The following is a 26,313-nucleotide window of genomic DNA, read 5'->3' on the forward strand; positions in this document are numbered from 1 at the left end:
AGGTCATCTCCTTCGCGATGAGCAATGTGTCTATTAAAAAGTGTCCACCATGTGTCCGAACACCTGTCCACCATGTGTCCGGTACATACACTCCCCGAGGTAGAGGGGACTGATTGGGGGATGCTCACGATCTCCGCCGACCTGAAAGCCTGTGCCGAATCCATAATCGGCTGGATCGTTCCGGTCGATGGATGACGCCAGACACCTCGGTCGGCCCCCTCTCCCTCCGGGACAGGGTTGGGGTGAGGAGCAAGCCTGACACCACTCTTGAACAAAATCCTGATTAGATAGCGACTCCGCCAGGACTCAACTCAGGAACCGCACTTGAGCACAGCACCCAAAGATCTACCTCGCCCCGAACCCGTCACCCTGCGCCAGGCCTGGCGTTTCTGGCTCAAGCTCGGCTGCATCGGCTTCGGCGGTCCGGCCGGGCAGATCGCGATCATGCACCAGGAACTGGTCGAGCGCCGACGCTGGATTTCCGAGCGACGTTTTCTCCACGCCCTCAACTACTGCATGTTGCTGCCCGGCCCCGAGGCCCAGCAACTGGCGACGTACATCGGCTGGTTGCTGCATCGCACTTGGGGCGGTGTGATCGCGGGAACGCTGTTTGTGTTGCCTTCGCTGTTCATTCTGATTGCGCTGTCGTGGCTGTATATGGCCTTCGGTGACGTGCAGGCCGTGGCCGGGGTGTTTTACGGGATCAAACCGGCGGTCACCGCCATCGTGCTGCACGCCGCGCATCGCATTGGCTCGCGAGTCTTGAAAAATGCCTGGTTATGGGCGATTGCCGGGGCTTCGTTCGTGGCGATCTTTGCGTTCAATGTGCCGTTCCCGGTGATCGTGCTCGGCGCGGCGTTGATCGGTTATCTCGGTGGGCGAATGGCCCCGCAGCGTTTCAATAACGGTGCGCAGCGCAACAGTGAAAAATCTTTCGGTCCGGCGCTGATCGATGACGACACACCGACACCCGAACACGCTCGATTCAGTCTGCCAAAGCTGTGGCGACTGCTGTTGATCGGCGCAGCACTGTGGTGTTTGCCCATGGCGTTGCTGACGGTCCTGTTCGGCTGGGATGGCACCTTCACGCAAATGGCCTGGTTCTTCACCAAAGCCGCATTGCTGACCTTCGGCGGCGCTTACGCCGTGCTGCCCTACGTTTATCAGGGCGCGGTCGGGCATTATGGCTGGTTGACGCCGACGCAGATGATCGATGGCTTGGCGCTGGGCGAAACCACGCCGGGACCGCTGATCATGGTCGTGGCGTTTGTCGGTTTCGTTGGCGCCTACGTGCAACCGATATTCGCTCCGGAACATGCCTTTGCCGCTGGTGCACTGGCGGCGACGCTGGTGACGTGGTTTACCTTCCTGCCCTCGTTTCTGTTGATCCTTGCCGGCGGGCCGTTGGTGGAATCGACGCACAACGCATTGAAGTTCACCGCGCCATTGACCGCAATCACGGCAGCAGTGGTCGGGGTGATTCTCAACCTGGCATGTTTCTTCGCCTATCACGTGTTTTGGCCGAGCGGGTTGTCCGGGGCAGCGGATATTTTCTCGATCGTATTGGCGGTAGCAGCAGCCCTGGCCCTGTTCGTTTTCAAACGCGGCGTGATTGCCGTGTTGATCGTTTGCGCCCTCGGCGGGCTGGGCTTTCACCTGATGCGCTGACACCTGGCCACCGAAACTTCCGTTTACACGCCCAGGGATTCCCCCTTACTATCCGGGCACACCGGTCGGCGGGCCTGCCCCGCCACCGACGTTTTCCGCCAACGGAAACACGCGTTATGAGTACGTCACTACAACAACGAAAATCGTTGACCGTCTCTGCACTGCGCACCCTCTCTCACGGGGGCGGCGTATGAATCGTATCGTCAATCTCCCCATGGCCCTGCGCCGTTCCAAGCTGCGTCACTCCGCACGCCCGCCGGATATCGCCTGCTGATTTCTGTCAGTCAGAAAAGATCCATTTGTGGCGAGGGAGCTTGCTCCCGCTGGACTGCGTAGCAGTCCCCTGCCTTTGAATCAAAAAGCGAGAGCCGCTTCGCGGGAGCAAGCTCCCTCGCCACAGGTTCTGTGTCACCTCTGACTGATCTCAATCTGAAATCCCCGCCGGGAGTCCGGCCCGAATCTGCGCGCCTGTGTGGCGCCATCGTGAGTGATTGATTATGAAATTCGCAGCCATCGAAGACGCACGCCTGTTCCTTGAACAGAACCCCGATATCGACATGATCGAACTGTTCATCCTCGACGCCAACGGCGTGCCACGCGGCAAGCTGTTGCACCGCGAAGAGCTATTGGCGGTGTATGAAAGTGGTCGGCCATTGCCCAGTACCATTCTCGGTCTGACCGTACAAGGTGAGGATGTCGAAAACTCGGGTCTGGTCTGGGACGTCGGCGATATCGACTGTCGCGCCTATCCGCTGGAGGGCAGCCTGGTACGCCTGCCGTGGCGGCAGATTCCGACCGCTGCGGTGCAGGTCAGCATGCACCCGACGGAGGGCATGCCGGCGAGCATTGCCGACCCGCGTCACCTGCTGATCAAGATCATTGACGGCCTCAAATCCGAAGGCTATCGCCCGATCATGGCGTGCGAACTGGAATTCTATCTGCTCGACGCCAAACGCGATCACAACGGCCGCCCACAACCGGCGCTGGATGCCGACGGCGGTCGACCGCGACACACCCAGGTCTACGGTTTGCGCGAACTGGAGCAGATCGAACCCTTTCTCGCCGACCTTTACAGCGCCTGCAAACTGCACGGCATTCCAGCGCGCACGGCGATCTCGGAATACGCGCCGGGGCAAGTGGAAATCACCCTCGAACATGGCGACGCGCTGGAAGCAATGGATCAGGCCGTGCGTTACAAACGGCTGGTCAAAGCGGTCGCGCACAAGCACGGCATGCAAGCGACGTTCATGGCGAAACCGTTCGATGATCTGGCCGGCACCGGGATGCACATGCATGTCAGCCTCGCCGATAACGAGGGGCGCAATCTGTTTGCGGCCGAGGACCCGGCCGGCACCCCGCTGCTGCGCACGGCGATTGGCGGCATGCTCGCGTCCTTGCTCGATTCGCTGCTGCTGTTCTGCCCCAACGCCAACTCTTACCGGCGTTTCCAGGCCAACAGCTATGCGCCGCTGGCGCCAACCTGGGGTGTCGACAACCGCACCGTCAGCCTGCGCGTGCCCGGCGGCCCGGCCAACACCCGGCACATCGAACACCGCATCTGCGGCGCCGATGCCAATCCGTATCTGGCCGCAGCGGCGATCCTTGCGGGTATTCATCGCGGCATTCGCGAGGATCTTGATCCGGGCGAACCGGTGGAAGGCAACGGCTATGCGCAGGCCAAGGAATTGCTGCCGACTGATTGGCTGACGTCGTTGCAGGCGCTGGAAAATTCGGCGTGGGCGCGGGATGCGCTGGGGCAGGAGTTTCTCGGGGTGTATCTGGCGGTGAAGCGTGCCGAGTATCGGCAGTTCATGGCTGAGGTGGGTGAGCAGGATTGGCGCTGGTACCTGACCGAAGCCTGAGAATCCACCTCTCCCTTGTGGGAGCGAGCCTGCTCGCGAAGGCGTCATCACATTCAGCAATTTGGGTGACTGACATACCGCTTTCGCGAGCAGGCTCGCTCCCACAAGGATTGCAATCCGATTCCCGAAATTTGTGTGGACACTGACATGACTGAACACTGCAATTCCTACTACACCGCCACCCTCAACCAGGACACCGACTACCCGACCCTGCAAGGCCGGCACAAGGTTGACGTGGTGATCATCGGCGGCGGCTTCACTGGCGTCGCCACGGCCGTGGAGCTCGCCGAAAAAGGCCTGAAAGTCGCCATCGTCGAAAGCCATAAAATCGGCTGGGGCGCCACCGGGCGCAATGGCGGCCAGGTCACCGGCAGCCTCTCCGGCGACGGTGCGATGCGCAAACAGATGCGCCCGACACTCGGCGATGAGGTCGACGACTTCATCTGGCACCTGCGCTGGCGCGGGCACGAAATCATCAAGCAACGCGTCGAGAAATACGCTATCCAGTGCGACCTCAAACACGGTCACCTGCATGCAGCCTACAAGCCCAGCCACATGACCGATCTGCGCCACGATTACGAAGAAGCCGTGCGCCGTGGACTCGGTGACGAGGTCAGCCTGCTCGACCGCAGCCAGGTGCGCGATTTGCTGCAAAGCGATCTCTATCACGGCGCAATCAAGAACACCCGCAACATGCACCTGCACCCGCTCAATCTATGTATCGGTGAGGCGCGGGCGGCGGAAAGTCTCGGTGCGCTGATTTTCGAAAACAGCGAAGTGCTGGAGATCATCCATGGCGACACACCCGGCGTGCGCACGGCTCACGGTCAGATCGACGCCAATCAGGTGATGCTCGCCGGCGACGTTTATCACAAGCTCGAACCCGGCCAGCTCAAGGGCAAGATCTTTCCGGCCATGGGCGGCATCGTCACCACGGCGCCGTTGGGTGATCTGGCAAAGCAGATCAACCCCGAAGACCTCGCCGTCTATGATTGCCGCTTCGTCCTCGACTACTACCGTCTCACTGCCGACGGGCGCCTGCTGTTCGGCGGCGGTGCCAATTACAGCGGCAAGGACTCACGCGACATCGCCGCCGAATTGCGCCCGTGCATCGAACAGACGTTCCCGGCGCTCAAGGGGGTGCAGATCGACTACCAGTGGAGTTGCGCGATGGGCATCGTCATCAACCGCATCCCGCAACTGGGCAAGCTTTCGGACAACGTCTGGTATTGCCAGGGTTACTCGGGCCATGGCATTGCCACGACGCACATCATGGGCGAAATCATGAGCCGGGCGATCACCGGGCAGATGACGCAGTTCGACACGTTTGCGGCGTGTCAGCACATTCGCGTGCCGATGGGCGATTTGCTGGGCAATCCATTGCTGGCGGCGGGGATGTGGTATTACCAGATGCTTGAAAAATTGCGTTGATCGCAATGGCCCTATCGCGAGCAGGCTCACTCCTACAAGGGGAGCGCATTCCAACTGTAGGAGTGAGCCTGCTCGCGATGAGGCAATCGGCCTCACTACAAATCTCAGTCAGGCAACTGCTCCACCTCGATCCCCAATCGCCGGTAATCCTCAACACTGCCCGACGCCAGATGCCGTTCGGTAATCAGCGTGTGCACCCGCGTGCACGGCGTCACCACGAACGGTTCCACTGCCCCCAACTTATCCGCCGTGGTCACCGCGATCACCTGAGCGGCGCTTTCGAACAGCGCCTGCTTCACCGGCACTTCATCGAAATACAGCGAACTCAGCCCCACCTCGGGATGAATCGCACACACCCCGGTAAACAGCACATCAGCCTTGATGCCTTGCAGCAGACGCACGGTCTCGTGACCGCTGACCGACATCGTCGCCAGATTCAGTTGCCCGCCCGCGAGAATCACCTTGATGCCCTTGTATTCGGCGAGCGTAATGGCGGTCATCGGCGAAGTGGTCACGGCGGTGAGCTTGATGTCAGCCGGTAAAGAACGCGCGATCTGCAGCGTGGTGGTGCCGGAATCGAACAGCACGATCTGGCCATCCTTCACCCGCCCGGCAGCAAGCTGCGCCAGCCGTGTCTTCACCTCATCGGTTTCACTGATGCGGGTGAAGTAATCCTTGCCGGTGTCTTTTGGTCGCGGCAGCGCCCCACCATGCACTCGTTGCACCAGGCCGGCGTTGTCCAGTTCGGCGAGGTCGCGGCGGATGGTGTCCTCAGACACCGCAAAGTGCTGGCTCAACTCGGAGGCCATGACTTTACCGTCGCGCTCGAGGATCAGCAGGATTTTCTGCCGGCGTACAGAGGGCAGTTCGATGACAGAGTGGTCGTGCATGGTTTTGCCTGTTTGTGCTTGTAATTGCAGGTTTTGCCGAGACTAGCGAAAGCCTCGAACAAATACAAACCGGCGGGTATCAATTGTTTCGATCATTGGAATCACTACGGCGAATTTTTTCTTTGCATTCAGCCTGTTCAGAATGGCCCCACTCTCAAAAGGCTTCAGGATGAACACCTTATGAATCTCAATTTCGCTTTCGCTTGCATGATCGTCGTGTCTTTCGCGGTTGCTTTGGGCCACGCCTGATCGAAAGCGAATCTCGCACAGCATCGGCGCTTTAATGGAAAGACCGGAATAGCTTTGATGCTTGCGTTGAAACGTGATCGATTGGGTCACGGCCCCTACCCCGATGTATCACTGTTCGAGGCGGCCAACCGCATTATGTCTGACCTGGTCATTCTTCATGGCATCGGCGCCCTGCTTAAAGGGAGGCTTTTCCCTTTTGACGAGTACATCGTTGAGTTTGGAAACGAAAACCGCAACAGCTTTGATATTCGCGCAGAATCTCAGAGTGGCACTCTCGCAGGCGAAGCATTTAATGCGGCTTCTTCCTTCTTCGGCACCAAGAAGCGCGCAGCTTTAAAGAAATTGCGCAGCAAAGCTCTAGAGCAAAGTTTCAGAGTCATCATGTTTAACGCTGAAGGGCCTCGTAGCGGTATCAGACCAGAGGTCGATGGCATCTTCCAAATCGCCGTTGATATAACCACGGGATCAATAGAAGTACACCCTGAACCTCACGTCGTTAAACCAACGAACTCCTGAATGCAGTGTCGCTTTTGTCAAACGAGTTCCTCACTGTAAATCCACACGCTGCTGTCATTCCGACACCACCCGCGCCTTGCGCACAAACAACGCATGCGCCTTCTCCCAGAAATTCCCCCCCAGCACAAAAAAACTGCCGACAAACATCAAATCCCCCAGCAACTGAAGCTGCCACAGATTAGGCCGCAAACCTGGCCAGAAGTTATCGAAATACGGTTCCAGAAACGAAGTGAGCAACGGCAGGCAAAACATCACCACACCGAGTCTGTGCCGCATTGGCGAGACTTCGGCGACAGGCGTCGGAAGCATCCCCGAGACATGCCGGCCAATCGTGCGTTTGAGTTCAGCGAATCCCGCCTTGCCCATCACGGCGATCACCAGCAGCAACAACACTTTGTTGCTGATAAACAGCACCCCTGTCAGCGCCGCAACTTTCGAACCCGGCACATCGAGGGCGGCAGCCAGCGGCACCATCAACCATGAACCGAGCATCAGGCAGATGATCGCCACACCGACCTTGAAGCGCCAGGTAGCGGGCGTCGGCGGTGTGACCGGATCTTGGGCAGTGTCCATGATTGAGTACCTGTTTTGGCGGGATGCCGTGCCTGAAAAGCGTAGCAGCAGAAACGCCCGATCAACCGGCAATCCGCGGTCTATGCTCCATTGACATTGACGGCCGGGGACACACGCATGCCTGCAACGACAGCCCTGCTGACGCGGCCCGGTCATCTGCTGTTGCTCGGAGCCCTGAGCTTGAGCGGCTGCGTGCGCCTGGGGCCGGATTTTCAAGCGCCGGGTGAAGCGTGGAGCAAACAGTGGAAAAGCCCGGCGCTGGAGCAGGCCAGTCAACGCGCCGCCCAACCGGATCTGCGCCAATGGTGGCAAGTATTCGCCGACCCGGTACTCGATCGCCTGATCGCCACAGCCGATGCGCACAACAGCAGCCTGAAAATCGCCGGCCTGCGGGTGCTCGAAGCCCGCGCACAACTGGGCATCGCCGAGAGCAGTCGCTACCCGCAATTGCAACAAGTCAGTGTCGACAGCCTGTACGTCGACCGCCACCAGTCCGGCGGCGGCAACCCACAGGATCTGCACTTCTGGCAACACAGCGCGGCGTTCGACATCGGCTGGGAACTGGATTTCTGGGGCCGTTTCAGTCGCGCAATCGAATCCTCCGACGCCAGCTACTTCGCCGCTCAGGCTAACTATGAAGACGCGCTCGTGCTGCTGCGCGCGCAAGTCGCCGACACCTACTTTTCCCTGCGTACCACCGAAGCCAGGCTGCGCGTCGCCCGAGAAAACGCGGTACAGCAAAAACGCAATTTTGAGATCACCGAAAAACTCTTCAGCAGCGGCCAGACCGCCGAGCTCGATCTGCAGCAGGCGAAAACCCAATACCTCGGCACGCTGAGCAGCATTCCCGCGTTCGAAGATCAACTGCTGCGCACGCGCAACGCCCTGGCTGTACTGGTCGGCCAACCACCCGGGGGCGCGGCGTTGATCGCTGAACAAACCGGGCTGATTCCGCTACTCGAGCGCGCCGTGCTGCAAGACGTCCCGGCCAATCTGCTGCTGCGCCGCCCGGACGTGCGCGCGGCAGAGCTGAATGTCGCCGCGCAATCAGCGTTGGTCGGTGTCGCCGAGACTGATCTGTATCCGTCGCTCACCTTGCTTGGCAGCATCGTCTGGTCGACTGATTCCCTCGGCGCCACCCCGCGCAGCCTCGACTTGATCGGCGGCCCGAGCCTGCGCTGGAACATCTTCGATTACGGCCGCATCCGCAACAACGTGCGGGTACAGGACGCGCGCTTGCAGCAACTGATCGAAGCCTATCGTGACAAGGTTCGGCAAGCTGCGCGCGAGGCTGACGACGCTGCCAGCGGCCTGAGTAAAGCGTTGGAGCGCGAGCGCATTTTGCGTGAGGCCGAAAGCGCGGCGCGACGTTCGCTGGTGCTGGCCAACACTCAATATCGCGAAGGTTATTCCGACTTTCAGCGAGTGCTCGACGCGCAACGTGCGCTGCTGGAATTGCAGGACAACTATCTGGTCAGCCGCAGCAACGCCGTGAGCAATCTGATCGCCCTGTACAAAGCCCTCGGCGGCGGCTGGCAGAGCAGCGCGCCGCCGATCGACGAACCGACCCGACAGCAGATGCAGCAACGCACAAATTGGGGCGATCTGCTCAGCGCACCGCCCGCCCGACCGGCGTATCCCCTCCCATCGCAGGTAAGCCGCCATGACTGACGCCGCGCCTCCAGCGCCCGCCCCCGCTCCAACGCCGGCCGATCCAGCGAAAAAAGGCATCCGCTGGGTGCTGCTGTTGATCGTGCTGAGCCTGGCCTGGTATCTGCTCGCCGACCGCTACACGCCCTACACGCAGCAGGCGCGCGTCGGTGCGTTTGTGATTCCGGTGGCGGCGGAAGTGGCCGGTCGAGTAATCCGGGTCAACGTGCGCAACAACCAGGACGTGAAGGCTGGGGATATTCTTTTCGAACTTGATCCGCAGCCGCTGCAAATCGCCGTCGATCGTGCCAAAGCAGACCTGGAGTCGACCCGTCGTCAGGTTGGCGCCGGCACCGCCGGCATCGCCTCGGCGCAAGCTTCATTGCGCGCCGCGCAAGCCAACGAACTCAAGGCGCGGCAGGACAATCAGCGACTCGAAGGTTTGTACAAACAAGATCCGGGGACCGTCTCCGTGCGGCTGCTGGAAGTGTCGCGAGCCAACCGTGAACAAGCCGTGGCCCAGGTCGCCGCCGCTCGCGCTGAAGTGCAGCGCGCGCAGGAGCAGGAAGGTGGCAGCACCGACACCAACGCACAGTTGCGCAGCGCCGCTTCGGCACTGGCCAAAGCAGAACTGGATCTGGCCAACACCCGCATCGGCGCACGCTCGGCCGGGTTGATCACCGACCTGCGCACCGACGTCGGCCAGTTCACCGCCGCCGGCAGCCCGCTGATGACCCTGATAGCGATCCATGACGTATGGATCAGCGCCGACCTGACCGAAAACAACCTTGGCCGCGTGCAACCCGGCACCCCAGTGGCTATCGTCCTCGACGCACTGCCCGGCGAAGTCCTCGACGGTCGCGTGCGCAGTGTCGGCTATGGCGTCAGCGTCGGCCAGACACCGGCGCCCGGCACCCTGCCGAGCATCCAGAACAGCCGCGACTGGTTGCGTCCGGCGCAGCGTTTTCCGGTGATCATCGAATTCACTGATGAGGCGAAAAAACGCCTGATCGACAGCCGCGCAATCCGTGCCGGTGGCCAGGCTGAAGTCATGGCCTTCCCCAGCGAAGGCAATCCGCTCAACCCGTTGGGGCGGCTGTTTGTCGGCCTGATGAGCTGGCTGTCGTATGCGTACTGAGCGCAGCGTCCCGGCGCAACGGGCCTTGCGCCTGGCGTTCGGTACGGCACTGTGCACCGCCGCCAGTTATATGCTGGCCTTGCCGCTAGCGTTTATTTCGCCCGTATTGGCTGTGTTGCTACTGGCGAGCCTGCCCCGGCCATTGCCGTTGAAAGGCGCGCTGGGGCTGGCGTTGGTCGCGGCGCTGACGACCAGCATCGGTCTGTTGCTGGTGCCGCTGCTGCGCTATTACCCGGTGAGCGGTGTGTTGTTGATCGGTCTGGGTTTGTTTCTGATATTTCGCTTCGGCCTGCGTGGCGGCAACCCGCTGATCGTGACCTTTCTGGTAATCGGCATGACCATGATTTCTGCCGCCGGGTTTGCCGAATTCGATCTGGCGATGGCAGTGATTGGCGCGCTGGTCAAAGGCCTGCTGCTGGCGGTTACGGTGGTCGGCGTCAGCCACGCAGTTTTTCCGGAGCGGCCAGACAGCCCTGTCCCCCCGAAACCACCCGCGATGCCTGCCGATGAAGTGCCGCGAGTGGCCCTGCGCGCCACCCTGATCGTCATGCCGACCTTTCTACTGGCCCTGAGCGACCCGGCCAGTTACTTGCCGATCATCCTCAAAGCCGTCAGCCTCGGCCAACAAACCTCCACACCCAGCACCCATCACGCCGGGCGCGAACTGCTCGGCTCGACCCTGCTCGGCGGCTTGCTGGCCGTGCTGCTCTGGTGTGGCTTGAGCCTGTTCGTGCATGTGTGGATGTTCTTTCTGTGGACGCTGCTGTTCGGACTATGGCTGGCGCGCAAGCTCTATCGCCTCAGCCCGACCACCTTCAGCCCCGGTTTCTGGCTCAACACCCTGGTGACGATGATCATCCTGCTGGGTCAATCGGTGCAGGACAGCGCCGCCGGCAAGGATGTCTACAGCGCATTCGCGGTGCGCATGGGCCTGTTCATCCTGGTCACGCTTTACAGCGCGTTGATGATGCACCTGCTCGCCGCGCACAAACCTCAGCGTCAAGGCGTGACCTGATAACCGCGCCCTTGCAGGCACCCGGTGTAGGCACTGGAACTGGCCGCCGCATCGGTCTTGCTCTGTGCGCGTCGATCCTGACGCTGGCGCGCGCCACCGACTACAGCGCCGGCCGCTGCGGTTTGTCTGGCGCGGTTTTGCCGGTAATCCTGTTTGCGATCATCGTCAACGGCATCGTAGAACTCGTCATGCTGACGACCGCGGACTTCGGCGCCTGTTGCACCCGCAGCAGCGCCCACTGCTGCGCCTTTCAGCCGACCGCCGGTTTGCGGCGTAGATGTGGTCGAAGTAGAGGCGATTGAGTAACAGTCGTTGATGTCGATCTGGGTTTGTTGCGAAGTCTGGCCCTTGAGCGGGACGACGGAGGACGGCATCCACGATGTCTACTGGAGTAGACATCGTATCGCCCGAATCGACTTGAACTTGCAGATCGTGACGGCAGGTAAGAAGATCTAAAACCGTCCACCATGTCTCCGAACATGTGTCCACCATGTCTCCGGTACATACACTCCCTGAGGGAGAGGGGACTGACTGCGGTGATTATTCGAGGTGCATCGAGCCGAACTCAGGACTTGAACGGCCCATAAATCGGCTCCCGTTCCCCTCGCCCCCTTGGCGGGGTGAGAGGGATCGGTGCAACTGACACCCCATAAATCAGCTTTCCTCCCGCACCCGCCGCACCTGCACCAACAACGCCGGCGCAAAATGCAGCAGCACCATCCGCGCCAAATGGTGAGTCAGGATAAACACCACATTCAGCCCCCCGCCAAACGCGACAATCGCAATTGTCTCGATCGCCCCCGGCATGTACGCCAGCCACAGTGACAACGGATCACTGCCCAACCATCGCGCCGCGACCTCTGCGAACGCCGCAGCAACCACGATCATCAACCCGACCGACACCAGCGCCGTGCGCCCATGCCGCCCAAGCTCCGCAATGCCTAACCCCTGAAACCGCGAACCAATGCGCACGCCAAGAATCAGCGCTGCCAGATTCAAACTCCAGTCCGGTATGTGAAAGCCTTGCATCCAATCCGATTTCACAAACACGGCGGTGAGGATGATCGCCGTCAACATGAACGGCGCCGGCACGCCAATCACCAGCAACAACCGTCCCAGCAGCACGCTCAAGCCAATCACTGAAAGCACGGTCAGCGCCATGCCTGTGGTCAATGCATCGCCTTCAATCACTGCAGTGGAAGCCTGTCCCGGAATCAAAAAACTCACCAGTACAGTGATCAGCAACAGGCGCATCAGATGCACGATGATGACCTTGCTCGACGCCTTTTCCGACTCCAGCAAATCGAACACCGCCGCCAGCGCCCCCGGATACACCGCCAGCAGCGCATCGGTGCGATTCCACCCGGCCCCGCGCGTCAGCCACCACCCGGCGAGCGCAATCTGCACAATCAGACACAACAGCAACACGCCGAGGCTCGGCAACATTGCCGATGCCACCTCACTGTCCCACGCTGAGAACATCAACCCGGTGGCGATGCCCAGCGCGACCTGGATGTAGCCCAAACCATAAGGTGTCGCGGGTGCGAAGCCTGATCGGGTGACGACCAAAGCGGTGACAAGAATCGAGCCCAACAGCAAGCCATGCGGTACACCGAGGGATTGCAACACGGCGCCAACCCCGGCGGCGATCAATAGACACAGAATGGATTTCATATTCGCCTTCCTGGCAATTCAACTGACCCGCCCCAATACCCGGTAAGAGCAGCCTCAGGCAGCTCCCGGGAATGTATGTGTTTTTATCAGCGCAACCGCCCGATGGCGCGCCGGTATTTTTCGATCCGCTCGAGATCCTCCCAACTCGGCGAGGCGATCCGCGACAGGTCGCTGTTCTCTTCCAGATCCGCGAGCTTCACCACCCGGCCGATCGGGTTCTGTGCAGCGCGTTCGATGAAATCCTCGTAGGACTCACCGCGCACTTTGGTCACCGACTCGATAGCGCTCAGCACCTCATCGCTGAAGCCTTCCTTGCGCAAGTCGTCGAAGCTGATAGCGCAATCCTCAACCACATCGTGCAGCACCGCGACGATGCGTTCTTCCAGCGTGGTCATGCGCAGCATCACCTTCAGCGGATGCAAGATGTACGGCGCCCCACCCTTGTCCACCTGACCCGCGTGCGCGGTGGCGGCGATGGCAATTGCGCGTTCGAGTGTTTGCGTCATGGAAATCACCTCAGATTAAATGCCGTACCGGCCGCCGACATGAATATTGCGTTTGAGCCAGGCGCCAATCGCTTTCAAGCGCCCGACTGGTTTCGCAGGCTTAGAGTGATGCTTGAGAATCATCGACACCAATGTCACTTGATCCGCCCCAGGATGTGCGTCGATCAACTCCGCGACCCAGGCACAATCGGCTTTTTTCAGATGCTCGCGCCAATCCCCGGGCCAGGCATCCAGCTCATCCAGCGCCAACCAGCGCGCACCGCCCTGCTCGGCATGCCCGCCGCCAATCGATTGCTCGAAACAGAAAGGCGTGGCCGCTCGTGACAGGTCGATGCTGAAGAAGTAGACGTCGTGGGTCTTGTGCTGCGGCGTGGGGGCGTTGTTGCGACCGCCGATTTCGATCATGTGTGGGTCCGTCCGTGGCCAGGCGTTACAAACTGTTTCATGCATACCATCACGGATTCACCCAACCATGGCAAATCAAAAATCAACTGAATCGCACCAATCAACATCCGGAGACGCTTCAAAATTTTCGTCCTGCGCATAGGCCGTCCATGAACTTTTCTTTAAAATGATGTCAATTCGATATCAATGCTCGTCTTTAGTCATGCGGCATTACTCAGCGTCAGGCTGTTCCCTGACAATCATGGAAGTACCCCCCGATGAGACTGATTCTCGTGATGTTATTGATGTTGAGCGGCTACGCGCACGCCGGTTGTGAAAACATCAAAGACGATGACCAACGCAACTATTGCAAGGCCAAGGAAGGCTGGGGTGGCTGCCAGAACATCAAAAATGACGACATGCGCAACGCCTGCAAGTCTGAAGCTGAAGGTAGCGATAGCTGTGGGAACATCCGCGACGATGATCAGCGCAATCTCTGCAAAGGCAAGAGTGGCATCGACAGCTGCACGAACATTCACGACGATGACCTGCGTAACTTGTGCAGGGCACAACAAGGTCGGGGTGGCTGCCAGAACATCAAAAACGATGACATGCGCAGAGACTGCAGAGCCACGACCAATGGCTAATGGGTGCCACTGACGCCACTGCCCCCAAGAGTCGTTGCGGCCCGGTCATCTCGCAAATAATTTTGCCCGCCTCTGGCACGAGGCGGGCACTCGGGATTGACCGCCCGGTATACTCCCCCGCCATGCTTGCCCCGCATCACGCCTCAACCTGGAAAGGACACCGATGAGCAGTATTCCACTCTCCGAGCAGATGGGCGCAATGGCCTTGGTCGATGAGTTGCGCCATCAGCAGAAACAGGTTCAGGAACACCTCGATCTGCCACGACGCCGCGCCGAAATTGCCGAGCGCATTCGCAGCTATTACCAGAACCAAAACATCGCATTCGACGACAACCTGATCGAACAAGGCGTGCATCAGGTGTTCGCGCGTCGCCTGCTGCTGGAAATGCCGCCCGTGGGTGCAATCGACACCTGGCTGATCAAAACGTTAGTCCGGCGCTCCGGTGTGATCAAAACGCTGCGAACCTCTGCCATGGTGCTATTGGTCATTGCCTTCGCGGTTTACAAATTCACCAGCCCGACGGTTTACAGCCCGGCCGAAGTGAGCGAGGTCAGCACCGACGCCGCGATTGTCCGCGGTGATCGCAAAAAGCTGTTCCAGGAAGTGGACAAGCAGCGTGGCGCCGTGGAGGCCCTGGCTCGCAGGCTGGCCGAACAACCGGACCCGCAGGCCAGCGTATTGCTGCAGCGCGCCCGAAGCGCGCTGCCGGCTACCGACGTGCGCACGTCTATCGGTCTTTCAGAACCCGTCACATCGGCAAACGCAGCCGCGATCGAAATTCGGCTCAAAGAACTCAAGGAGGGCCGGTATGCAGTCAACCGGTCTCTGTACGAAGTTGAAGGCAATGTGAAGTATGCCGGACGTATCCTCGACACTCGTAATCAACTCAAAGAAATGCTGCAAGACCCGAAGTTTGCCCTCGGGATTGCCCACTCCAGCAATCTGGACCAGCGTCTGGCGGAAGTCGACCAATTGCTCAAGCAAGTCACCGACTACGACAGTAACCAGGATGCTTCAACGGCTTACAACGATCTGCGTGGCGATCTCTGGAACTATAAACAAGACATGGTCGAACTGCAGTCCATGCGCTACCGCTCGCTGAAAGAGCGCATCACCTCCCGCTGGGTACCGGATGAAATCCGACCCCAACTGCGCAGAAAAGTCGAAGTCATCCACCAGTTCCTTGAAGCCGGTGACTCGGCGGCCGCCGAACGAAAAATCAATCATCTGATCAGCTCGATGAAAGATGCAGGCTACTGGCGCCGCTGGGGTGGTTCGGGAGAATGACAGATTGAGAAGGACGCCCCCCATGAGCAGTACCGCACTCTCCGAGCAACTGACGGCAATGGCGTTCATCGACAAACTGCGCCATGAGCAAAAGCAGATTCAGGATCATCTGGACCTGCCCCGCCGTCGCGCGGACATCGCCGAGCGCATCCGCGCCTACTACATCGGTAACGCCATCGAGTTCGACGACAGCCTGATCGAACAGGGTGTGCGGCAGTTTTTCGCCCATCGGCTGATGCTGGAGACCCCGGCACTCAATGGATTCGATACGTGGCTGGTCAAGTGGCTCAGCCGCCGTGGCGCTTCGCCGGCGAGCGTCAAACCGGGAGACATACGCCTGGCGCCACTCATTCTGCTGATCCTGTTATTCAGTGCGCCGATCCTGTGGGCGACTCACCACAACAAGGATGCCGGGAGAGTTGACAGCCTCGTCAAAAATGCCTGGCCGATACGCGACAAAAGCTTCAAGTTGAACGAGCAAGTGCAGTCAATAACCAAACGTCTCGCGGCGTTGGGCAAGAGCAACGCGGAGCAGCCGAACGCGAACGTCAGCCGTTTGCTCCAGCGTGCGCAATCCAGAATGCCAACCAGCACTTTTCGCACGGACCTTGGTGTGGATTTAAAAATCACCAAAGACAATCTGGACCCGGTGGAATCGCAAGTCATGACACTCAAAGCTCAGCAATTGCGGTTCGAAACCGACTCTGACCAAATCTACAACGACATCAAGTATGCCGGTGCAATCATCTGGATGCGCCAGAGCCTGCGTGACATCAGCCAAGATCCGAAGAGTGTCGCCAGCATCGAACAATCCGGCAGTCTGAAACAGCAAATAACCCTGCTCGGGCAACAGCTTGAGCGCATCGACAACGAGACGACTTACGACGACGCGTTCTCCACGTTCCGTGATATCGACGACGAGCTGTTTGGCCTCGGTCAATAAACCACCGGCTGCCTGGCCACCCTCACGAAAGGACACCTGATGCCCAGCATTCCACTCTCCGAGCAACTGGCGGTAATGGCTCTCATCAATGAGTTGCGCCATCAGCGTCGGGCCGTTGATGAGCATCTGGATCTACCGCGACGGCGCGCTGAAATCGCCGAGCGCATCCGTGCCTATTACCTGAGCCAGAACCAGCCCGTGGACGACGACTTGATCGAACAGGGTGTGCGTCAGCTCTTTGCCCGGCGTTTGATCCTCGATACGCCGCCAACCCATCCTGTCGGCTCGTGGCTGATCAGGACGCTGGTAGATCGGCAGGCGCTGACCGGCCGCATCCGACGCCTGCTGCCTCAGTTCGTTATCCTGCTCCTGTTGGGCATTGTGCTGGGAGGTGGCGTGCTCCTGCAAAGGCAGTGGGCTTCCGGCGGGGACGATATGAAAGTTCTTGAAGTCAAATTAGCTGCACATAACTTGTCCGGCAGTCTGCGCGATCAGAACACAGCGCTTCAGAAGCTCCAGACGCTGTTCACAAAGGTTCAGCGCGAAAACGCACAACAGCCGGACGAGACAGCTACCCGCCTGCTTCAGCGTGCCGAACAGAAACTCCCGACTCGCGGCCTGCAGACCGACATCAGCAGTAACACCCCGGTCACCCGCGATAACGTCTTGGCCCTGGGCTCGCAGATCAACGACCTTGACCAGCAACGTCTGCAATTGAATCGGGACACCTACGCGGTCGAGCAAGACATCCAGCGCGCCAGCGGCATTCTCGGCACACGCCGAATGGTCCAGGAGTTACTGAAGGATCCGAAACGTGCCGCCGCCATCGCCCAGTCGAGCAACCTCGATGAACGCCTGGCCGAGATTGACCAGGCGCTGAAAAACATGGATGACAATCAGGGGGCGGCGTATGCCGCTTACTCGGAACTGTCGCGTGACCTGTTCGGCGACACCAGTCTGTTGGACTTGCAGACCAGTCGCTTCCAGGGATTGCGGGCACGGATTGAGCGTAAGGAGTTTCCAGCAGAAATACGCGAATCCTTGCAGTCGCGCCTGCAAGAGATCGAAGCCGACCTGAACAAGGGCAACTCGAACGCCGCCGAGAAAAAAATCACTCAGACACGAAAAAAACTCAGGGCAGCAGGCTATTGGTCGCAGTATTGACCAGGCCAACTTTCAGCCTGCAATTTCTTCCCTTGAACGCCACTCGACAGGTACTGTAATGACTTCAACCACCCAGCACCAGGCGTCATCGTCCAGTCAATCGACCGCCAGACAGACGCCGGCGCACAGCGCCAAAGACTACGAAGACATCCGCCAGGAATGCAGGGAAAAACTGCGCGCCTACAATGAAAACGAAGCCTATGTCTTCCTGCGCGATCGGGCCTATGGCACCGACGAATACGCGCTCGGCTTTTTCCAGCGCTGGCTCGACGGCCTGCTGGCCAAACGCATCAACTACGCTGGCAATCGCCAGAACGAGTTGATGCTACAGGCGATGCAGGCACGTAATGAAGAGCTGCACGGCAAGCCTGCCCGTTTGCGTTAATGCTTGCTCACACCCAGAACAGACGACACCACGCAAGGACACTCGATGACCAACTACCTCGAACGGGCACTCACTGGTTTGCGCACGATCGGCATCAACCTGTTTCAACCCGTTCATGATGCACCGGTGCTGGTACTTCTCGACCGCGTCGCTCAGTACGACAACAGCAAAGTTACCGCCATCGCTTCGGTACTGCAGCAGTCGACCGCCTTCAACAGTATGGTCCGCGAGCAGATTGAAGGCATGGACATTTCCACGCGCTTCATGGACATCACCCAGCGCTTCACCTCGATCCGCGAAGACGCTTCGGCCATGGCCGAATGGATGGACGACGGCCGCCTCGACACTCTGGAAAAACTCAAGCTGAGCTGGATGAACCTGCGTCGCGGCTCGATTCCCAGCCGCTTCAATGACATCCGCGAAAGCTACTTGCAGGTGTGCAAGTCGGCCAATGACCAGATTGCCCGGGAAAGCGTGGTGCTTGAGGCGTACATGGACTTCCGGATGGCGATGAAAGCTGCCGAAGTCGACGCCCAGCAAGTTCTGGCAGTGGCCGGCAAAGCGCTGGAGCAACGCACTCAGGCGCTGAACGACGCCAGTGCTCAGGTCAGCGCTGCCGAGACTTCCGAGCCGGCCCGGCGCGCCAGCCTGGAGTTGCAACGCGATGAAGCCGTGCGTGCCCTGCAGGATGAAGACAAGCGCTACCAGATCGTCAAGGACATCGCCGATGACCTCAAGGTCGGGTACAACACCGCCGAAATGATATTTGCCCGAATCAATCAGGTACACGTGATCAAGGAGCGCCAGTATCAGCGCATGGTCTCGTTCTTCTCCACCAACGAAGTAGTACTCACCGGCCTCGCCGTATCCTTCATCAGCAACAGCGGCCTGGCCGAAGCGACCCACACACTCAATGCCACCACCGAAGGCATCAGCAAAGGGCTCGAAGCGTTGGGCTCTGCCGGCAATCAACAGATTGAAGCGGCGGTCAAAGCCAGCTACGGCTCGACCATCAAGGTCGATTCGGTTCGTGCGCTTGCCGATGCGACCCTGAGCTTCCAGACCGACATGCAGAGCCTGACCGACAGCTACCGCGCCGAATCAAGCAATGCCGCCCGTGACATTGCCGATGCCGTGGAAGATGCCAAGCGCAAGTTTGCAGCGCTGCTGAGCAAGGCTGCCTGAAGTTTCCAAAGCAAAAACGCCGATGCCTGCCTGGGCATCGGCGTTCATGTACGTCGCATGACGTTGAAGGTTTGCGCACATGAAAAAGGGACACCATCGGGTTTCCCTTTTTTGCTTTTGGGGCAAACAGATCAATTAACGTTTCATGGCTTCGCACTGGTTGCGCAGGTCCCCATCGCCGATGCTCGCACAGCTACTGCCCTGCTTCGCTTCGCAGAAGGCGCGCTGATCACGATCGCCGATGCTGGCGCATGAACCACCCTTCTCCGCTTCGCAGGCCGTGCGCAAATCGTAATTGTCGATGGAATAACAACTGGCGCCTTTCTTGGCGTCGCAATAGGCGCGCTGGTCACGGTCCGCGATACTAGCGCATGAACCGCCCCTCTCCGCTTCGCAGGCCGTGCGTAAATCGTAATTGTCGATGGAATAACAGCTGCTGCCTTCCTGCATGGCCTGGCAATAATTGCGTTTGACAGGATCACTGATGCTGGCACAACTGGCGGAAACGTAACCACTGAACATCAACAACATCGCAAGAATCAGTTTCATCTCACACTTCCATGGGTTTGCCGGGAAACAGCCTGGCACTGGTTGATCCGTTCGAAATGAGCGTCGCGACACGCCATCAAATTGACATCAATTTAAAGGAAAGTTCCCAACGGGATGCAAAGCCATGATTTGAGATTCGACCGAATTTGAAGTCTGAAAAACGCGTAGGAAAACACCCCTTGTGGCGAGGGGATTCATCCCCGATGGGCTGCGAAGCGGCCCCAACCCGGCGAGCTCATTTCTCCAGATACGCCGCACGCCACGAATTACGACGACTGCGTCGCCGAGCGGGAGCAAGCTCCCTCGCCACAGGGTGGGGTTTGCGTCCATTAACACCATGACGACGCAAAAACAGCTCCACCATTACGCCCACATGTGTCACCCCGCCACGGACAAACCAGTCCTTTTGATCAACGCCGACGCGCCACTGCGCGAACTCCACGCCTGCCTCGCCGAACGCCTGAACGCCGTCCTCAAATACCTCGACCTCAACGCCTGCACCAGCCTCCCCGACTACGCCGAGCGTGACATCAACACCGTCACCAACATCGCCAGAATCATGGTGCAGGATGTGAGTGATGCGTTTCGAGTAATCGAACAGCGAGGTTTCGACGCGCGGTCCTGATAAACAACGCATCGCCAAAAGTGCCAACTTCATAACTGCCCGGTCATCCAACCAGCGATAACGTCGTTGGCACTTCGGAATAATCATCTCCTGACTTCCTCGCCCCTTGTAAGACACGTCTGAACATCACCCACAGCGAACCCGCACCTCACTGTTTCGGCTTTAGTTGACGGTTACTCTTCAAACAAGAGTTTTCCAGTCAATAAAGCAGAGCATCCATGGCCAACCACAGCTACATGAGCATTACCGGAAACCGACAAGGATTGATCTCCGCCGGTTGTTCCGACACAAATTCAATCGGTAACAAATGCCAACTGGGACACCTCGACGAAATCATGGTCCTGGCCTACTCCCACAACATGACCACCGGCAATAACGGCGGAGTCAGCGCTGACCGTGGCAAGCACTTGCCGATCATGATCACCAAGAACATCGACAAATCCTCCCCCCTCCTGTCTTCCGCACTTCACGAACGTGAAGTGCTCGACTGCACCATTTTCTTCTACCGAACTTCTCCCGCTGGTACCCAGGACAAATACTTCAAAATCCACATCGCCGGCGCAAAAGTCGCCCACATCAACCTCCAGGTTCCCCACGCCATCCACCTGAATGACGCACAGCCACAGGAACTGGTCTCATTCACGTACCGAGAGATCAGTTGGACACACATCCAGGCGGGCACGTGCGGCTACAGCACTTGGGGAAATGACGATGAATGAGGATTCGTGTGACATTAACGACGTCACACGAGCCGCTTCTGATCTGGTCGCCTTCGGCTGCCAGATTGGCGCGACTCAACTGTATGACAGTTTCACTCAGCTTCGATTTAGTGAGATCGTTTCGTCTTATGCGAATGAGATTATTCGGGCGGTGGATGAAGGTGTTATTAGTGCGAAGCAAGGGTTGAAGGAACTCTGGGAGGAACACTCTGACTTATCGAAAAACATCTCATTCTATGCGCAAAACGGTGTAAGTGTTGCGGCGGGAGTGATGCAATTGCAAATAGGCTCCATACAATTTTCGAACAAAAGTCCACAAAATATATTTGCCGGAGCACTCTATTCGGCGCATGGAATCAATAACATTCATGAAGGGGTAGTAAACATCTACAACGGTCCTGACGCACAAGGCACAGTTGGCCCAATTCGTAAATTCTATCAATTCGTGGCAAACGATACTCATAAAGGAAACATTGCTTACTACAGCGTAGACTTAATTCTTTCCGGTCTTGGCATGCTGCAGCACGTGCGAAAACCCGGCTCAATGGAGTTATTCAATCACGACCCAATTAATTATGAGCGCGCTTACAACCAAATGAGCAATCTGTCTTTAGCACTTGAACTATTGATTGACAGCATAACAGTCAAAAACATAAGCGAAGAGACGGAATTTCGACAGAACCATTAAATTATCACTTTACCTTGAATTCCTCGCCAGACAGCATATACATATAAACCAGAGTAAAGACCACAAGACCTAACAGTCTATAAATAACTTCAGACAGACTCACCCAATCCTTAATCGCATAATAAAAAACCTCCTCCACAAATAATGCGCAATTAAAGAGAATATATTGCTTCACCCATACGGGATACCGATCACTTTGTACATTCCGCCCCCTCAACTCCGCCACTTGATCAGGAAAGCAGTAGCGAAAATTAATGTATAAAAGCAATACAAAAATCAGACCAGTTACAATTTCTTTTACAGCCTTCAATGCTAAAAAAATCTCACTGATAAAATTCATCTGCACTAACGCGCCAATGCCACTCAAAGCAATAGTCAAAAAAAATAAAAATATTATTTGAGCCATGAATCTTAACGCCATGACCTTACCCGCCTTACCAATCCGCCCTGACACCTACAAAAAATCTCAGCCAAGCAATTCAAACATGCCAGAAGAACAATAGCGTCATGGATGCCGCGTCATCGCGTACTTACTCAGAGTTTTCTTACAAAGAAATACCATCGATCCTACAAACTTTTCCTCCGATCAAGAAATTACCACGCTCCCATAAGGAATCCTCCACTCCACGCTCCATGACGAATGTCCACTGCGGCGAAAAAACCACCTTGTTCATCTCGAAAATGGTTCTGGAATAGACAGTGTCAATTTGATAGCTTCAGTGCCCATTATCATGAGACCGACCGCTGGGTAAGCCACGAATGACCAAATGACGCAGACGTGTTCAAAAGAAGTCATTTTTGAAGGGCAGGCTCCTGCAAGTAAACCGTCACCTACATGATCCACCCCAAACCATTACGGACAGAAATACCCATGAAACTGTTGTACGCAGGTTCGGCCCTGCTTTTAATTGCAGGTTGCGCGCCGATGCCGCAATACGAGCCCCCGGCCAATGCACCTCAAGCGCAGATTCGCAGTGAGATGGACGCATTACTCAGCCGCCACAACTACATCGCCCTCAGCGCAGCGCCCACCATCGCTTGCAAGTACGGCAGATCAGTCCCGGTGACACCCGAGCGGCAATTGTTTTCGGTCAGAGGTGGATATCCAGCGGAGCATCAGGATTTTCGAGCCATTGAAGCCGGCAAGCCGATCCGCTTGGTGCTTGAGGGTGCGGCCACAGCGCAACGCAGGTGCTCGGTCGAATTTGTCACCGAGTTCAAGCCGGGCGCTCGGTATGTGGTCAAAGGTGGAATCACCGATGGCCCGACTGTCATAAGTGGCTGTCAGATCAACATCGTCGATCTGGATTCCGGAGCTCGACTGGTTCTGGCTGAGCAGACACCTGCCAACAACTGTGCTCTGGATCGGTTAACAATGCCAACGCCCTGAGGGCACTGGCATAGAGTGCGCATGAAGCGGCCATCCGCCGCTTCTGGCATCCGTCAGGTATCAGAAATTCGCCGGCGTATTCGCACTAATAATCTCAGCCTCATCCGCCCCGATATTGCGGAACTTGTGCGGCAACGTCGTCGGGAAGTAATACCCATCCCCCGCATTCAAAACACTCACCGACCCATCCACGGTCAACTCAACCGTCCCTCGCGTCACCAGACCACACTCCTCGCCTTCCGCATGCACGATCGGCTCTTCCCCGGAACTCGCACCCGGTGCGTATTGCTCGCGCAGCAGGCGCATCTGGCGGCTTGGCACCGAGGCGCCGATCAGCAGCAGACGCAGGCCATGGCGGCCAAGATCTGGCTGTTCGTTGGCGCGGAAGACGTATTGATGTTCACGCGGCGGCTGGTCGAAGGTGAAGAAGTCGGCCAGGGACATCGGGATGCCTTCGAGCAGCTTTTTCAGTGAGCTGACCGAGGGACTGACGCGATTCTGTTCGATCAGGGAAATGGTGGCATTGGTCACGCCGCTACGCCGGGCCAGCTCGCGCTGGGAGAGTTTGTAGCTTTCGCGTACTAGTTTGAGTCGAGAACCCGTATCCATGACAGCCTTATGTGAGAACGACTTAAGGGCGATGGGGGTGGGTGGCGGGTGACGCGCCGAGGGCGCGGATCACGTTGCTCCCGTGTCCCGGAACCGTGAAAGGCGGCTATTAAATCACGTTTGGTGGTGTTGCTCAGCAGGTTCGATGGACGGTGCGGCAAAAGTCCTTCTTGCCTTGGTCATACAGTCACTGTGGGAGCGAGCCTGCTCGCGAAAGCGCTGTGTCAGGCGACATCGATGTTGGCTGATATGACCTCTTCGCGAGCAGGCTCGCTCCCACAGTTGGATCTTTTTTGTGTCAGTCGGCTTTGTGGAGGTGGTCAGGCCGTCATCGCTGGCAAGCCAGACTCCCACAGGGTTTGTGGTGTTTCTGTGGGAGGGATGGTGTGTCAGATAAAAAACCGGCGGGGTCTTGGGGACCGCCGCCGGGGAGGTAACTTAGATGCCGAAGCGGTCGCGTAGCGAGTAGTAAACGGCGCCCAAGGCCGTTAACGGCGCGGAGAAGGTGCGGCCGCCGAGCATTGGCATGTGCGGGAGCGAGGCGAAGGCGTCGAAGCGTTCGGCATCGCCACGGATCATTTCCGAGATCAGTTTGCCGGCCAGGTGCGAGCAGGTGACGCCGTGGCCGCTGTAGCCTTGCATGTAGTAGGCGTTTTTCTCGATGCGGCCGAATTGCGGCATACGCGACATGGTCAGCAGGAAGTTGCCGGTCCAGCGGTAATCGATTTTGACGTCTTTGAGCTGCGGGAAGGTCTTGAGGATCTTCGGACGGATCAGTTGTTCGATGTCATCCGGTTCGCGCGCACCGTAGACCACGCCGCCGCCGTAGAGCAGACGGTTGTCGGCGGTGAGGCGGTAGTAATCCAGCAGGTAGTTGCAGTCTTCAACGCAGTAGTTGTTGGTGATCAGGCTGCGCGCCTGTTTCTCGGTCAACGGTTCGGTGACGACAATCTGCGAGCCGCACGGCATGCTTTTCGCGGTCACGCGGTTGTCCAGACCTTGCGGCAGGTAAGCGTTGCCGGCGATCAGCAGGTACTTGGCGCGCACCTGGCCTTTGGCGGTGCGCACAACGTTTGGCTCGCCGTACTTGATTTCAACGGCTGCCGATTGCTCGTAGATCTTGCCGCCCAGACGCACGATGGCGGCGGCTTCACCGAGCGCCAGGTTCAACGGGTGAACGTGGCCGCCCTGCATGTCGAGCAAACCACCGACGTAGGCGTCGGAGCCGACTTCACGACGGATGTCGGCCGCGTCTAGCATCTTCAGATTACGGTTGCCGTAGCGCTCCCAGCTGCGCTTCTGCTCAGCCAGGCCGTTGAGTTGTTTCTTGTTCATCGCTGCGAAAATGCCGCCCGGGCGGTAGTCGCATTTGATGTCGTATTCCTTGATCCGCGAACGAATGATGTCGGCGCCTTCGAAGATCATGCTACCGAGGATTTCCGCAGTCTTGTCGCCGTAGCGCTCTTCGATCACATCGACGTCGCGGCTGTAGGAGTTGACCAGTTGACCGCCGTTGCGACCGCTGGCGCCGTAGCCGACTTTCGCTGCTTCGAGCACGGTCACTTTGTAGCCGGCCTCGGTCAGAAACAATGCCGAGGACAGGCCGGTGTAGCCGGCGCCGATGATGCAGACGTCGCACTCGACCGACTCTTCAAGCACCGGGAAGTCGATGACTTCGTTGCGGGTGGCGGCGTAGTAACTGTTGACGTGTTGTTGTTTCATTTTATTGTTCTCCGAGGGTCGCCGGTTGACGGCGACCACCGTGGTAAAAGAGTTAGAGCTTGATCCAGGTCGCTTTCAGCTCGGTGTACTTGTCGAACGCGTGCAGCGATTTGTCGCGACCGTTTCCCGACTGTTTGAAGCCACCGAACGGCGCGGTCATGTCGCCGCCGTCGTACTGGTTGACCCAGACGCTGCCGGCGCGCAGGCCACGGGCGAAGGTGTGCGCCTTGCTCAGGTTGCTGGTCCAGACCCCGGCGGCGAGGCCGAAGATGCTGTCGTTGGCAATCTGCAGCGCTTCTTCAGCGGTGTCGAAGGTGATCAGCGACAGCACCGGGCCGAAGATTTCTTCCCTTGCGATGGTCATGGCGTTGGTCACACCGTCGAACAGCGCCGGTTGCACGTAGAGGCCACCGGTTTCTTCGAGAGTGCGCTGGCCGCCAGCGATCAGCTCGGCGCCCTGCTCGCGACCGATGCTGATATAGCGCAGCACGTTGTCGAGTTGACGCTGATCGACCACGGCGCCGACGGTGGTGGCCGGGTCGAGCGAGTGGCCGGGTTTCCACGCTTGCAGCGCTTCCACCAGCAGCGGGATGAATTGTTCGCGGATCGAGCGCTCGACCAGCAGACGCGAACCGGCGGTGCAGACTTCGCCCTGGTTGAACGCAATGGCGCCGGCCGCCGCTTGTGCTGCCGCGCGCAAGTCCGGTGCGTCGGCAAACACAACGTTCGGGCTCTTGCCCCCTGCTTCGAGCCAGACGCGTTTCATGTTGCTTTGGCCGGCATAAATCATCAGTTGCTTGGCAATCGCCGTGGTGCCGGTGAAGGCCCGGCCGTCGACGTCCG

29 protein-coding genes are annotated in these 26,313 nt (G+C 58.4%); 17 read left to right on the forward strand and 12 right to left on the reverse strand.

What is annotated here, in order from left to right:
- The first annotated feature begins 324 nt into the window (after positions 1 to 324).
- The 3 genes from chrA to ACIOWE_RS26885 all read left to right on the forward strand — a co-directional run bounded on the left by chrA (position 325) and on the right by ACIOWE_RS26885 (position 4,961).
- Positions 325 to 1,668, forward strand: a complete 1,344-nt coding sequence (gene chrA, locus ACIOWE_RS26875; protein WP_401397785.1) for a chromate efflux transporter — start codon at positions 325 to 327, stop codon at positions 1,666 to 1,668.
- A 497-nt stretch (positions 1,669 to 2,165) separates the two neighbouring features.
- Positions 2,166 to 3,530: a glutamine synthetase family protein gene (locus ACIOWE_RS26880; protein ID WP_201237807.1), complete on the forward strand. Its 1,365-nt coding sequence runs from the start codon at positions 2,166 to 2,168 to the stop codon at positions 3,528 to 3,530.
- Between the two features lie 147 nt (positions 3,531 to 3,677).
- Positions 3,678 to 4,961, forward strand: a complete 1,284-nt coding sequence (locus ACIOWE_RS26885) for an NAD(P)/FAD-dependent oxidoreductase (RefSeq protein ID WP_401397789.1) — start codon at positions 3,678 to 3,680, stop codon at positions 4,959 to 4,961.
- Between the two features lie 104 nt (positions 4,962 to 5,065).
- Here ACIOWE_RS26885 and ACIOWE_RS26890 read toward each other — a convergent pair whose 3' ends face one another.
- The gene (locus ACIOWE_RS26890) at positions 5,066 to 5,851 is read right to left on the reverse strand and encodes a DeoR/GlpR family DNA-binding transcription regulator (protein WP_201237805.1); all 786 of its coding nucleotides are present in this window, start codon (positions 5,849 to 5,851) and stop codon (positions 5,066 to 5,068) included.
- Between the two features lie 42 nt (positions 5,852 to 5,893).
- The gene (locus ACIOWE_RS26895) at positions 5,894 to 6,190 is read right to left on the reverse strand and encodes a hypothetical protein (RefSeq protein ID WP_401397793.1); all 297 of its coding nucleotides are present in this window, start codon (positions 6,188 to 6,190) and stop codon (positions 5,894 to 5,896) included.
- On the opposite strand from ACIOWE_RS26895, the gene ACIOWE_RS26900 reads away from it, so the two are divergent.
- Positions 6,158 to 6,616, forward strand: a complete 459-nt coding sequence (locus ACIOWE_RS26900; protein ID WP_401397795.1) for a hypothetical protein — start codon at positions 6,158 to 6,160, stop codon at positions 6,614 to 6,616. The genes ACIOWE_RS26895 and ACIOWE_RS26900 overlap by 33 nt on opposite strands.
- A gap of 54 nt (positions 6,617 to 6,670) precedes the next feature.
- Here the strand turns inward: ACIOWE_RS26900 and ACIOWE_RS26905 are convergent, their stop codons facing one another.
- The gene (locus ACIOWE_RS26905; protein WP_401397798.1) at positions 6,671 to 7,189 is read right to left on the reverse strand and encodes a transporter suffix domain-containing protein; all 519 of its coding nucleotides are present in this window, start codon (positions 7,187 to 7,189) and stop codon (positions 6,671 to 6,673) included.
- Positions 7,190 to 7,306: 117 nt separating this feature from the next.
- Between ACIOWE_RS26905 and ACIOWE_RS26910 the strand changes: the two genes are divergently transcribed.
- From ACIOWE_RS26910 to ACIOWE_RS26920, 3 genes are read left to right on the forward strand one after another with little or no spacing between them, the layout of a single operon-like run.
- A complete protein-coding gene (locus ACIOWE_RS26910) occupies positions 7,307 to 8,860 on the forward strand; it encodes an efflux transporter outer membrane subunit (protein WP_401397801.1) in 1,554 nt (517 codons plus the stop codon).
- Positions 8,853 to 9,977, forward strand: a complete 1,125-nt coding sequence (locus tag ACIOWE_RS26915; protein WP_401397804.1) for an HlyD family secretion protein — start codon at positions 8,853 to 8,855, stop codon at positions 9,975 to 9,977. The genes ACIOWE_RS26910 and ACIOWE_RS26915 overlap by 8 nt, the downstream gene beginning before the upstream one ends.
- Entirely contained in the window at positions 9,967 to 10,992 is a 1,026-nt protein-coding gene (locus ACIOWE_RS26920) for a DUF2955 domain-containing protein (RefSeq protein WP_401397807.1), read from the forward strand. Before ACIOWE_RS26915 ends, ACIOWE_RS26920 begins: the two co-directional genes overlap by 11 nt.
- Here the strand turns inward: ACIOWE_RS26920 and ACIOWE_RS26925 are convergent.
- The 4 genes from ACIOWE_RS26925 to ACIOWE_RS26940 all read right to left on the reverse strand — a co-directional run bounded on the left by ACIOWE_RS26925 (position 10,977) and on the right by ACIOWE_RS26940 (position 13,577).
- A complete protein-coding gene (locus ACIOWE_RS26925; protein ID WP_401397810.1) occupies positions 10,977 to 11,366 on the reverse strand; it encodes a hypothetical protein in 390 nt (129 codons plus the stop codon). The genes ACIOWE_RS26920 and ACIOWE_RS26925 overlap by 16 nt on opposite strands.
- Before the next feature lie 280 nt (positions 11,367 to 11,646).
- On the reverse strand, positions 11,647 to 12,666 hold the full coding sequence (locus tag ACIOWE_RS26930) for an AbrB family transcriptional regulator (protein WP_401397812.1): 1,020 nt from the start codon (positions 12,664 to 12,666) through the stop codon (positions 11,647 to 11,649).
- Between the two features lie 86 nt (positions 12,667 to 12,752).
- Complete coding sequence (locus ACIOWE_RS26935) at positions 12,753 to 13,172, reverse strand: HD domain-containing protein (protein WP_401397814.1); 420 nt, start codon at positions 13,170 to 13,172, stop codon at positions 12,753 to 12,755.
- A 15-nt stretch (positions 13,173 to 13,187) separates the two neighbouring features.
- Positions 13,188 to 13,577, reverse strand: a complete 390-nt coding sequence (locus tag ACIOWE_RS26940; RefSeq protein ID WP_401397816.1) for a hypothetical protein — start codon at positions 13,575 to 13,577, stop codon at positions 13,188 to 13,190.
- Positions 13,578 to 13,834: 257 nt separating this feature from the next.
- Here ACIOWE_RS26940 and ACIOWE_RS26945 point away from each other — a divergent pair, with 257 nt between their 5' ends.
- From ACIOWE_RS26945 to ACIOWE_RS26970, 6 genes are all read left to right on the forward strand, one after another.
- Positions 13,835 to 14,203 (forward strand): hypothetical protein, encoded by a 369-nt coding sequence (locus ACIOWE_RS26945; RefSeq protein ID WP_401397818.1) that lies wholly within the window; start codon positions 13,835 to 13,837, stop codon positions 14,201 to 14,203.
- 163 nt (positions 14,204 to 14,366) lie between these two features.
- Positions 14,367 to 15,491: a DUF6384 family protein gene (locus ACIOWE_RS26950; protein WP_401397820.1), complete on the forward strand. Its 1,125-nt coding sequence runs from the start codon at positions 14,367 to 14,369 to the stop codon at positions 15,489 to 15,491.
- A gap of 22 nt (positions 15,492 to 15,513) precedes the next feature.
- The gene (locus ACIOWE_RS26955; RefSeq protein WP_401397822.1) at positions 15,514 to 16,434 is read left to right on the forward strand and encodes a DUF6384 family protein; all 921 of its coding nucleotides are present in this window, start codon (positions 15,514 to 15,516) and stop codon (positions 16,432 to 16,434) included.
- 39 nt (positions 16,435 to 16,473) lie between these two features.
- The gene (locus ACIOWE_RS26960) at positions 16,474 to 17,598 is read left to right on the forward strand and encodes a DUF6384 family protein (RefSeq protein WP_401397824.1); all 1,125 of its coding nucleotides are present in this window, start codon (positions 16,474 to 16,476) and stop codon (positions 17,596 to 17,598) included.
- 58 nt (positions 17,599 to 17,656) lie between these two features.
- A complete protein-coding gene (locus ACIOWE_RS26965) occupies positions 17,657 to 17,983 on the forward strand; it encodes a hypothetical protein (RefSeq protein WP_401397826.1) in 327 nt (108 codons plus the stop codon).
- 45 nt (positions 17,984 to 18,028) lie between these two features.
- Positions 18,029 to 19,168, forward strand: a complete 1,140-nt coding sequence (locus ACIOWE_RS26970; RefSeq protein WP_401397828.1) for a merozoite surface protein 3b — start codon at positions 18,029 to 18,031, stop codon at positions 19,166 to 19,168.
- 135 nt (positions 19,169 to 19,303) lie between these two features.
- Here ACIOWE_RS26970 and ACIOWE_RS26975 read toward each other — a convergent pair whose 3' ends face one another.
- Positions 19,304 to 19,717, reverse strand: coding sequence for a hypothetical protein (locus tag ACIOWE_RS26975; RefSeq protein ID WP_401397830.1), 414 nt, complete (start codon positions 19,715 to 19,717; stop codon positions 19,304 to 19,306).
- 337 nt (positions 19,718 to 20,054) lie between these two features.
- Between ACIOWE_RS26975 and ACIOWE_RS26980 the strand changes: the two genes are divergently transcribed.
- The 3 genes from ACIOWE_RS26980 (at position 20,055) to ACIOWE_RS26990 (ending at position 21,749) form a co-directional block, all read left to right on the forward strand.
- Positions 20,055 to 20,342, forward strand: coding sequence for a fructose-bisphosphate aldolase (locus ACIOWE_RS26980; RefSeq protein ID WP_401397832.1), 288 nt, complete (start codon positions 20,055 to 20,057; stop codon positions 20,340 to 20,342).
- A gap of 218 nt (positions 20,343 to 20,560) precedes the next feature.
- Positions 20,561 to 21,061: an Hcp family type VI secretion system effector gene (locus ACIOWE_RS26985; protein ID WP_401397834.1), complete on the forward strand. Its 501-nt coding sequence runs from the start codon at positions 20,561 to 20,563 to the stop codon at positions 21,059 to 21,061.
- Positions 21,054 to 21,749: a DUF4225 domain-containing protein gene (locus ACIOWE_RS26990; protein ID WP_401397835.1), complete on the forward strand. Its 696-nt coding sequence runs from the start codon at positions 21,054 to 21,056 to the stop codon at positions 21,747 to 21,749. Before ACIOWE_RS26985 ends, ACIOWE_RS26990 begins: the two co-directional genes overlap by 8 nt.
- A 4-nt stretch (positions 21,750 to 21,753) precedes the next feature.
- Here ACIOWE_RS26990 and ACIOWE_RS26995 read toward each other — a convergent pair whose 3' ends face one another.
- A complete protein-coding gene (locus ACIOWE_RS26995; protein WP_401397837.1) occupies positions 21,754 to 22,170 on the reverse strand; it encodes a hypothetical protein in 417 nt (138 codons plus the stop codon).
- A 450-nt stretch (positions 22,171 to 22,620) separates the two neighbouring features.
- Between ACIOWE_RS26995 and ACIOWE_RS27000 the strand changes: the two genes are divergently transcribed.
- On the forward strand, positions 22,621 to 23,139 hold the full coding sequence (locus ACIOWE_RS27000; RefSeq protein WP_401397839.1) for a hypothetical protein: 519 nt from the start codon (positions 22,621 to 22,623) through the stop codon (positions 23,137 to 23,139).
- A 60-nt stretch (positions 23,140 to 23,199) separates the two neighbouring features.
- Here ACIOWE_RS27000 and ACIOWE_RS27005 read toward each other — a convergent pair whose 3' ends face one another.
- The 3 genes from ACIOWE_RS27005 to ACIOWE_RS27015 all read right to left on the reverse strand — a co-directional run.
- A complete protein-coding gene (locus ACIOWE_RS27005) occupies positions 23,200 to 23,748 on the reverse strand; it encodes a cupin domain-containing protein (protein WP_007950154.1) in 549 nt (182 codons plus the stop codon).
- A gap of 438 nt (positions 23,749 to 24,186) precedes the next feature.
- Positions 24,187 to 25,470, reverse strand: a complete 1,284-nt coding sequence (locus ACIOWE_RS27010; RefSeq protein WP_201237797.1) for an FAD-binding oxidoreductase — start codon at positions 25,468 to 25,470, stop codon at positions 24,187 to 24,189.
- Positions 25,471 to 25,522: 52 nt separating this feature from the next.
- The coding region (locus ACIOWE_RS27015) for an aldehyde dehydrogenase family protein (protein ID WP_401397841.1) at positions 25,523 to 26,313 on the reverse strand (791 nt) is incomplete at its 5' end.

The organism is Pseudomonas sp. NPDC087598 (genome assembly GCF_044743525.1).
GTDB lineage: Bacteria > Pseudomonadota > Gammaproteobacteria > Pseudomonadales > Pseudomonadaceae > Aquipseudomonas.

Coding starts and splice junctions, on each gene's coding strand:
- ACIOWE_RS26880 (WP_201237807.1), top strand. CDS start 2,166: ATGAAATTCGCAGCCATCGAAGACGCACGCCTGTTCCTTGAACAGAAC.
- ACIOWE_RS26885 (WP_401397789.1), top strand. CDS start 3,678: ATGACTGAACACTGCAATTCCTACTACACCGCCACCCTCAACCAGGAC.
- ACIOWE_RS26890 (WP_201237805.1), bottom strand. CDS start 5,851: ATGCACGACCACTCTGTCATCGAACTGCCCTCTGTACGCCGGCAGAAA.
- ACIOWE_RS26900 (WP_401397795.1), top strand. CDS start 6,158: ATGCTTGCGTTGAAACGTGATCGATTGGGTCACGGCCCCTACCCCGAT.
- ACIOWE_RS26905 (WP_401397798.1), bottom strand. CDS start 7,189: ATGGACACTGCCCAAGATCCGGTCACACCGCCGACGCCCGCTACCTGG.
- ACIOWE_RS26910 (WP_401397801.1), top strand. CDS start 7,307: ATGCCTGCAACGACAGCCCTGCTGACGCGGCCCGGTCATCTGCTGTTG.
- ACIOWE_RS26915 (WP_401397804.1), top strand. CDS start 8,853: ATGACTGACGCCGCGCCTCCAGCGCCCGCCCCCGCTCCAACGCCGGCC.
- ACIOWE_RS26920 (WP_401397807.1), top strand. CDS start 9,967: ATGCGTACTGAGCGCAGCGTCCCGGCGCAACGGGCCTTGCGCCTGGCG.
- ACIOWE_RS26925 (WP_401397810.1), bottom strand. CDS start 11,366: ATGCCGTCCTCCGTCGTCCCGCTCAAGGGCCAGACTTCGCAACAAACC.
- ACIOWE_RS26930 (WP_401397812.1), bottom strand. CDS start 12,666: ATGAAATCCATTCTGTGTCTATTGATCGCCGCCGGGGTTGGCGCCGTG.
- ACIOWE_RS26935 (WP_401397814.1), bottom strand. CDS start 13,172: ATGACGCAAACACTCGAACGCGCAATTGCCATCGCCGCCACCGCGCAC.
- ACIOWE_RS26940 (WP_401397816.1), bottom strand. CDS start 13,577: ATGATCGAAATCGGCGGTCGCAACAACGCCCCCACGCCGCAGCACAAG.
- ACIOWE_RS26945 (WP_401397818.1), top strand. CDS start 13,835: ATGAGACTGATTCTCGTGATGTTATTGATGTTGAGCGGCTACGCGCAC.
- ACIOWE_RS26950 (WP_401397820.1), top strand. CDS start 14,367: ATGAGCAGTATTCCACTCTCCGAGCAGATGGGCGCAATGGCCTTGGTC.
- ACIOWE_RS26955 (WP_401397822.1), top strand. CDS start 15,514: ATGAGCAGTACCGCACTCTCCGAGCAACTGACGGCAATGGCGTTCATC.
- ACIOWE_RS26960 (WP_401397824.1), top strand. CDS start 16,474: ATGCCCAGCATTCCACTCTCCGAGCAACTGGCGGTAATGGCTCTCATC.
- ACIOWE_RS26965 (WP_401397826.1), top strand. CDS start 17,657: ATGACTTCAACCACCCAGCACCAGGCGTCATCGTCCAGTCAATCGACC.
- ACIOWE_RS26970 (WP_401397828.1), top strand. CDS start 18,029: ATGACCAACTACCTCGAACGGGCACTCACTGGTTTGCGCACGATCGGC.
- ACIOWE_RS26975 (WP_401397830.1), bottom strand. CDS start 19,717: ATGAAACTGATTCTTGCGATGTTGTTGATGTTCAGTGGTTACGTTTCC.
- ACIOWE_RS26980 (WP_401397832.1), top strand. CDS start 20,055: ATGACGACGCAAAAACAGCTCCACCATTACGCCCACATGTGTCACCCC.
- ACIOWE_RS26985 (WP_401397834.1), top strand. CDS start 20,561: ATGGCCAACCACAGCTACATGAGCATTACCGGAAACCGACAAGGATTG.
- ACIOWE_RS26990 (WP_401397835.1), top strand. CDS start 21,054: ATGAATGAGGATTCGTGTGACATTAACGACGTCACACGAGCCGCTTCT.
- ACIOWE_RS26995 (WP_401397837.1), bottom strand. CDS start 22,170: ATGGCGTTAAGATTCATGGCTCAAATAATATTTTTATTTTTTTTGACT.
- ACIOWE_RS27000 (WP_401397839.1), top strand. CDS start 22,621: ATGAAACTGTTGTACGCAGGTTCGGCCCTGCTTTTAATTGCAGGTTGC.
- ACIOWE_RS27005 (WP_007950154.1), bottom strand. CDS start 23,748: ATGGATACGGGTTCTCGACTCAAACTAGTACGCGAAAGCTACAAACTC.
- ACIOWE_RS27010 (WP_201237797.1), bottom strand. CDS start 25,470: ATGAAACAACAACACGTCAACAGTTACTACGCCGCCACCCGCAACGAA.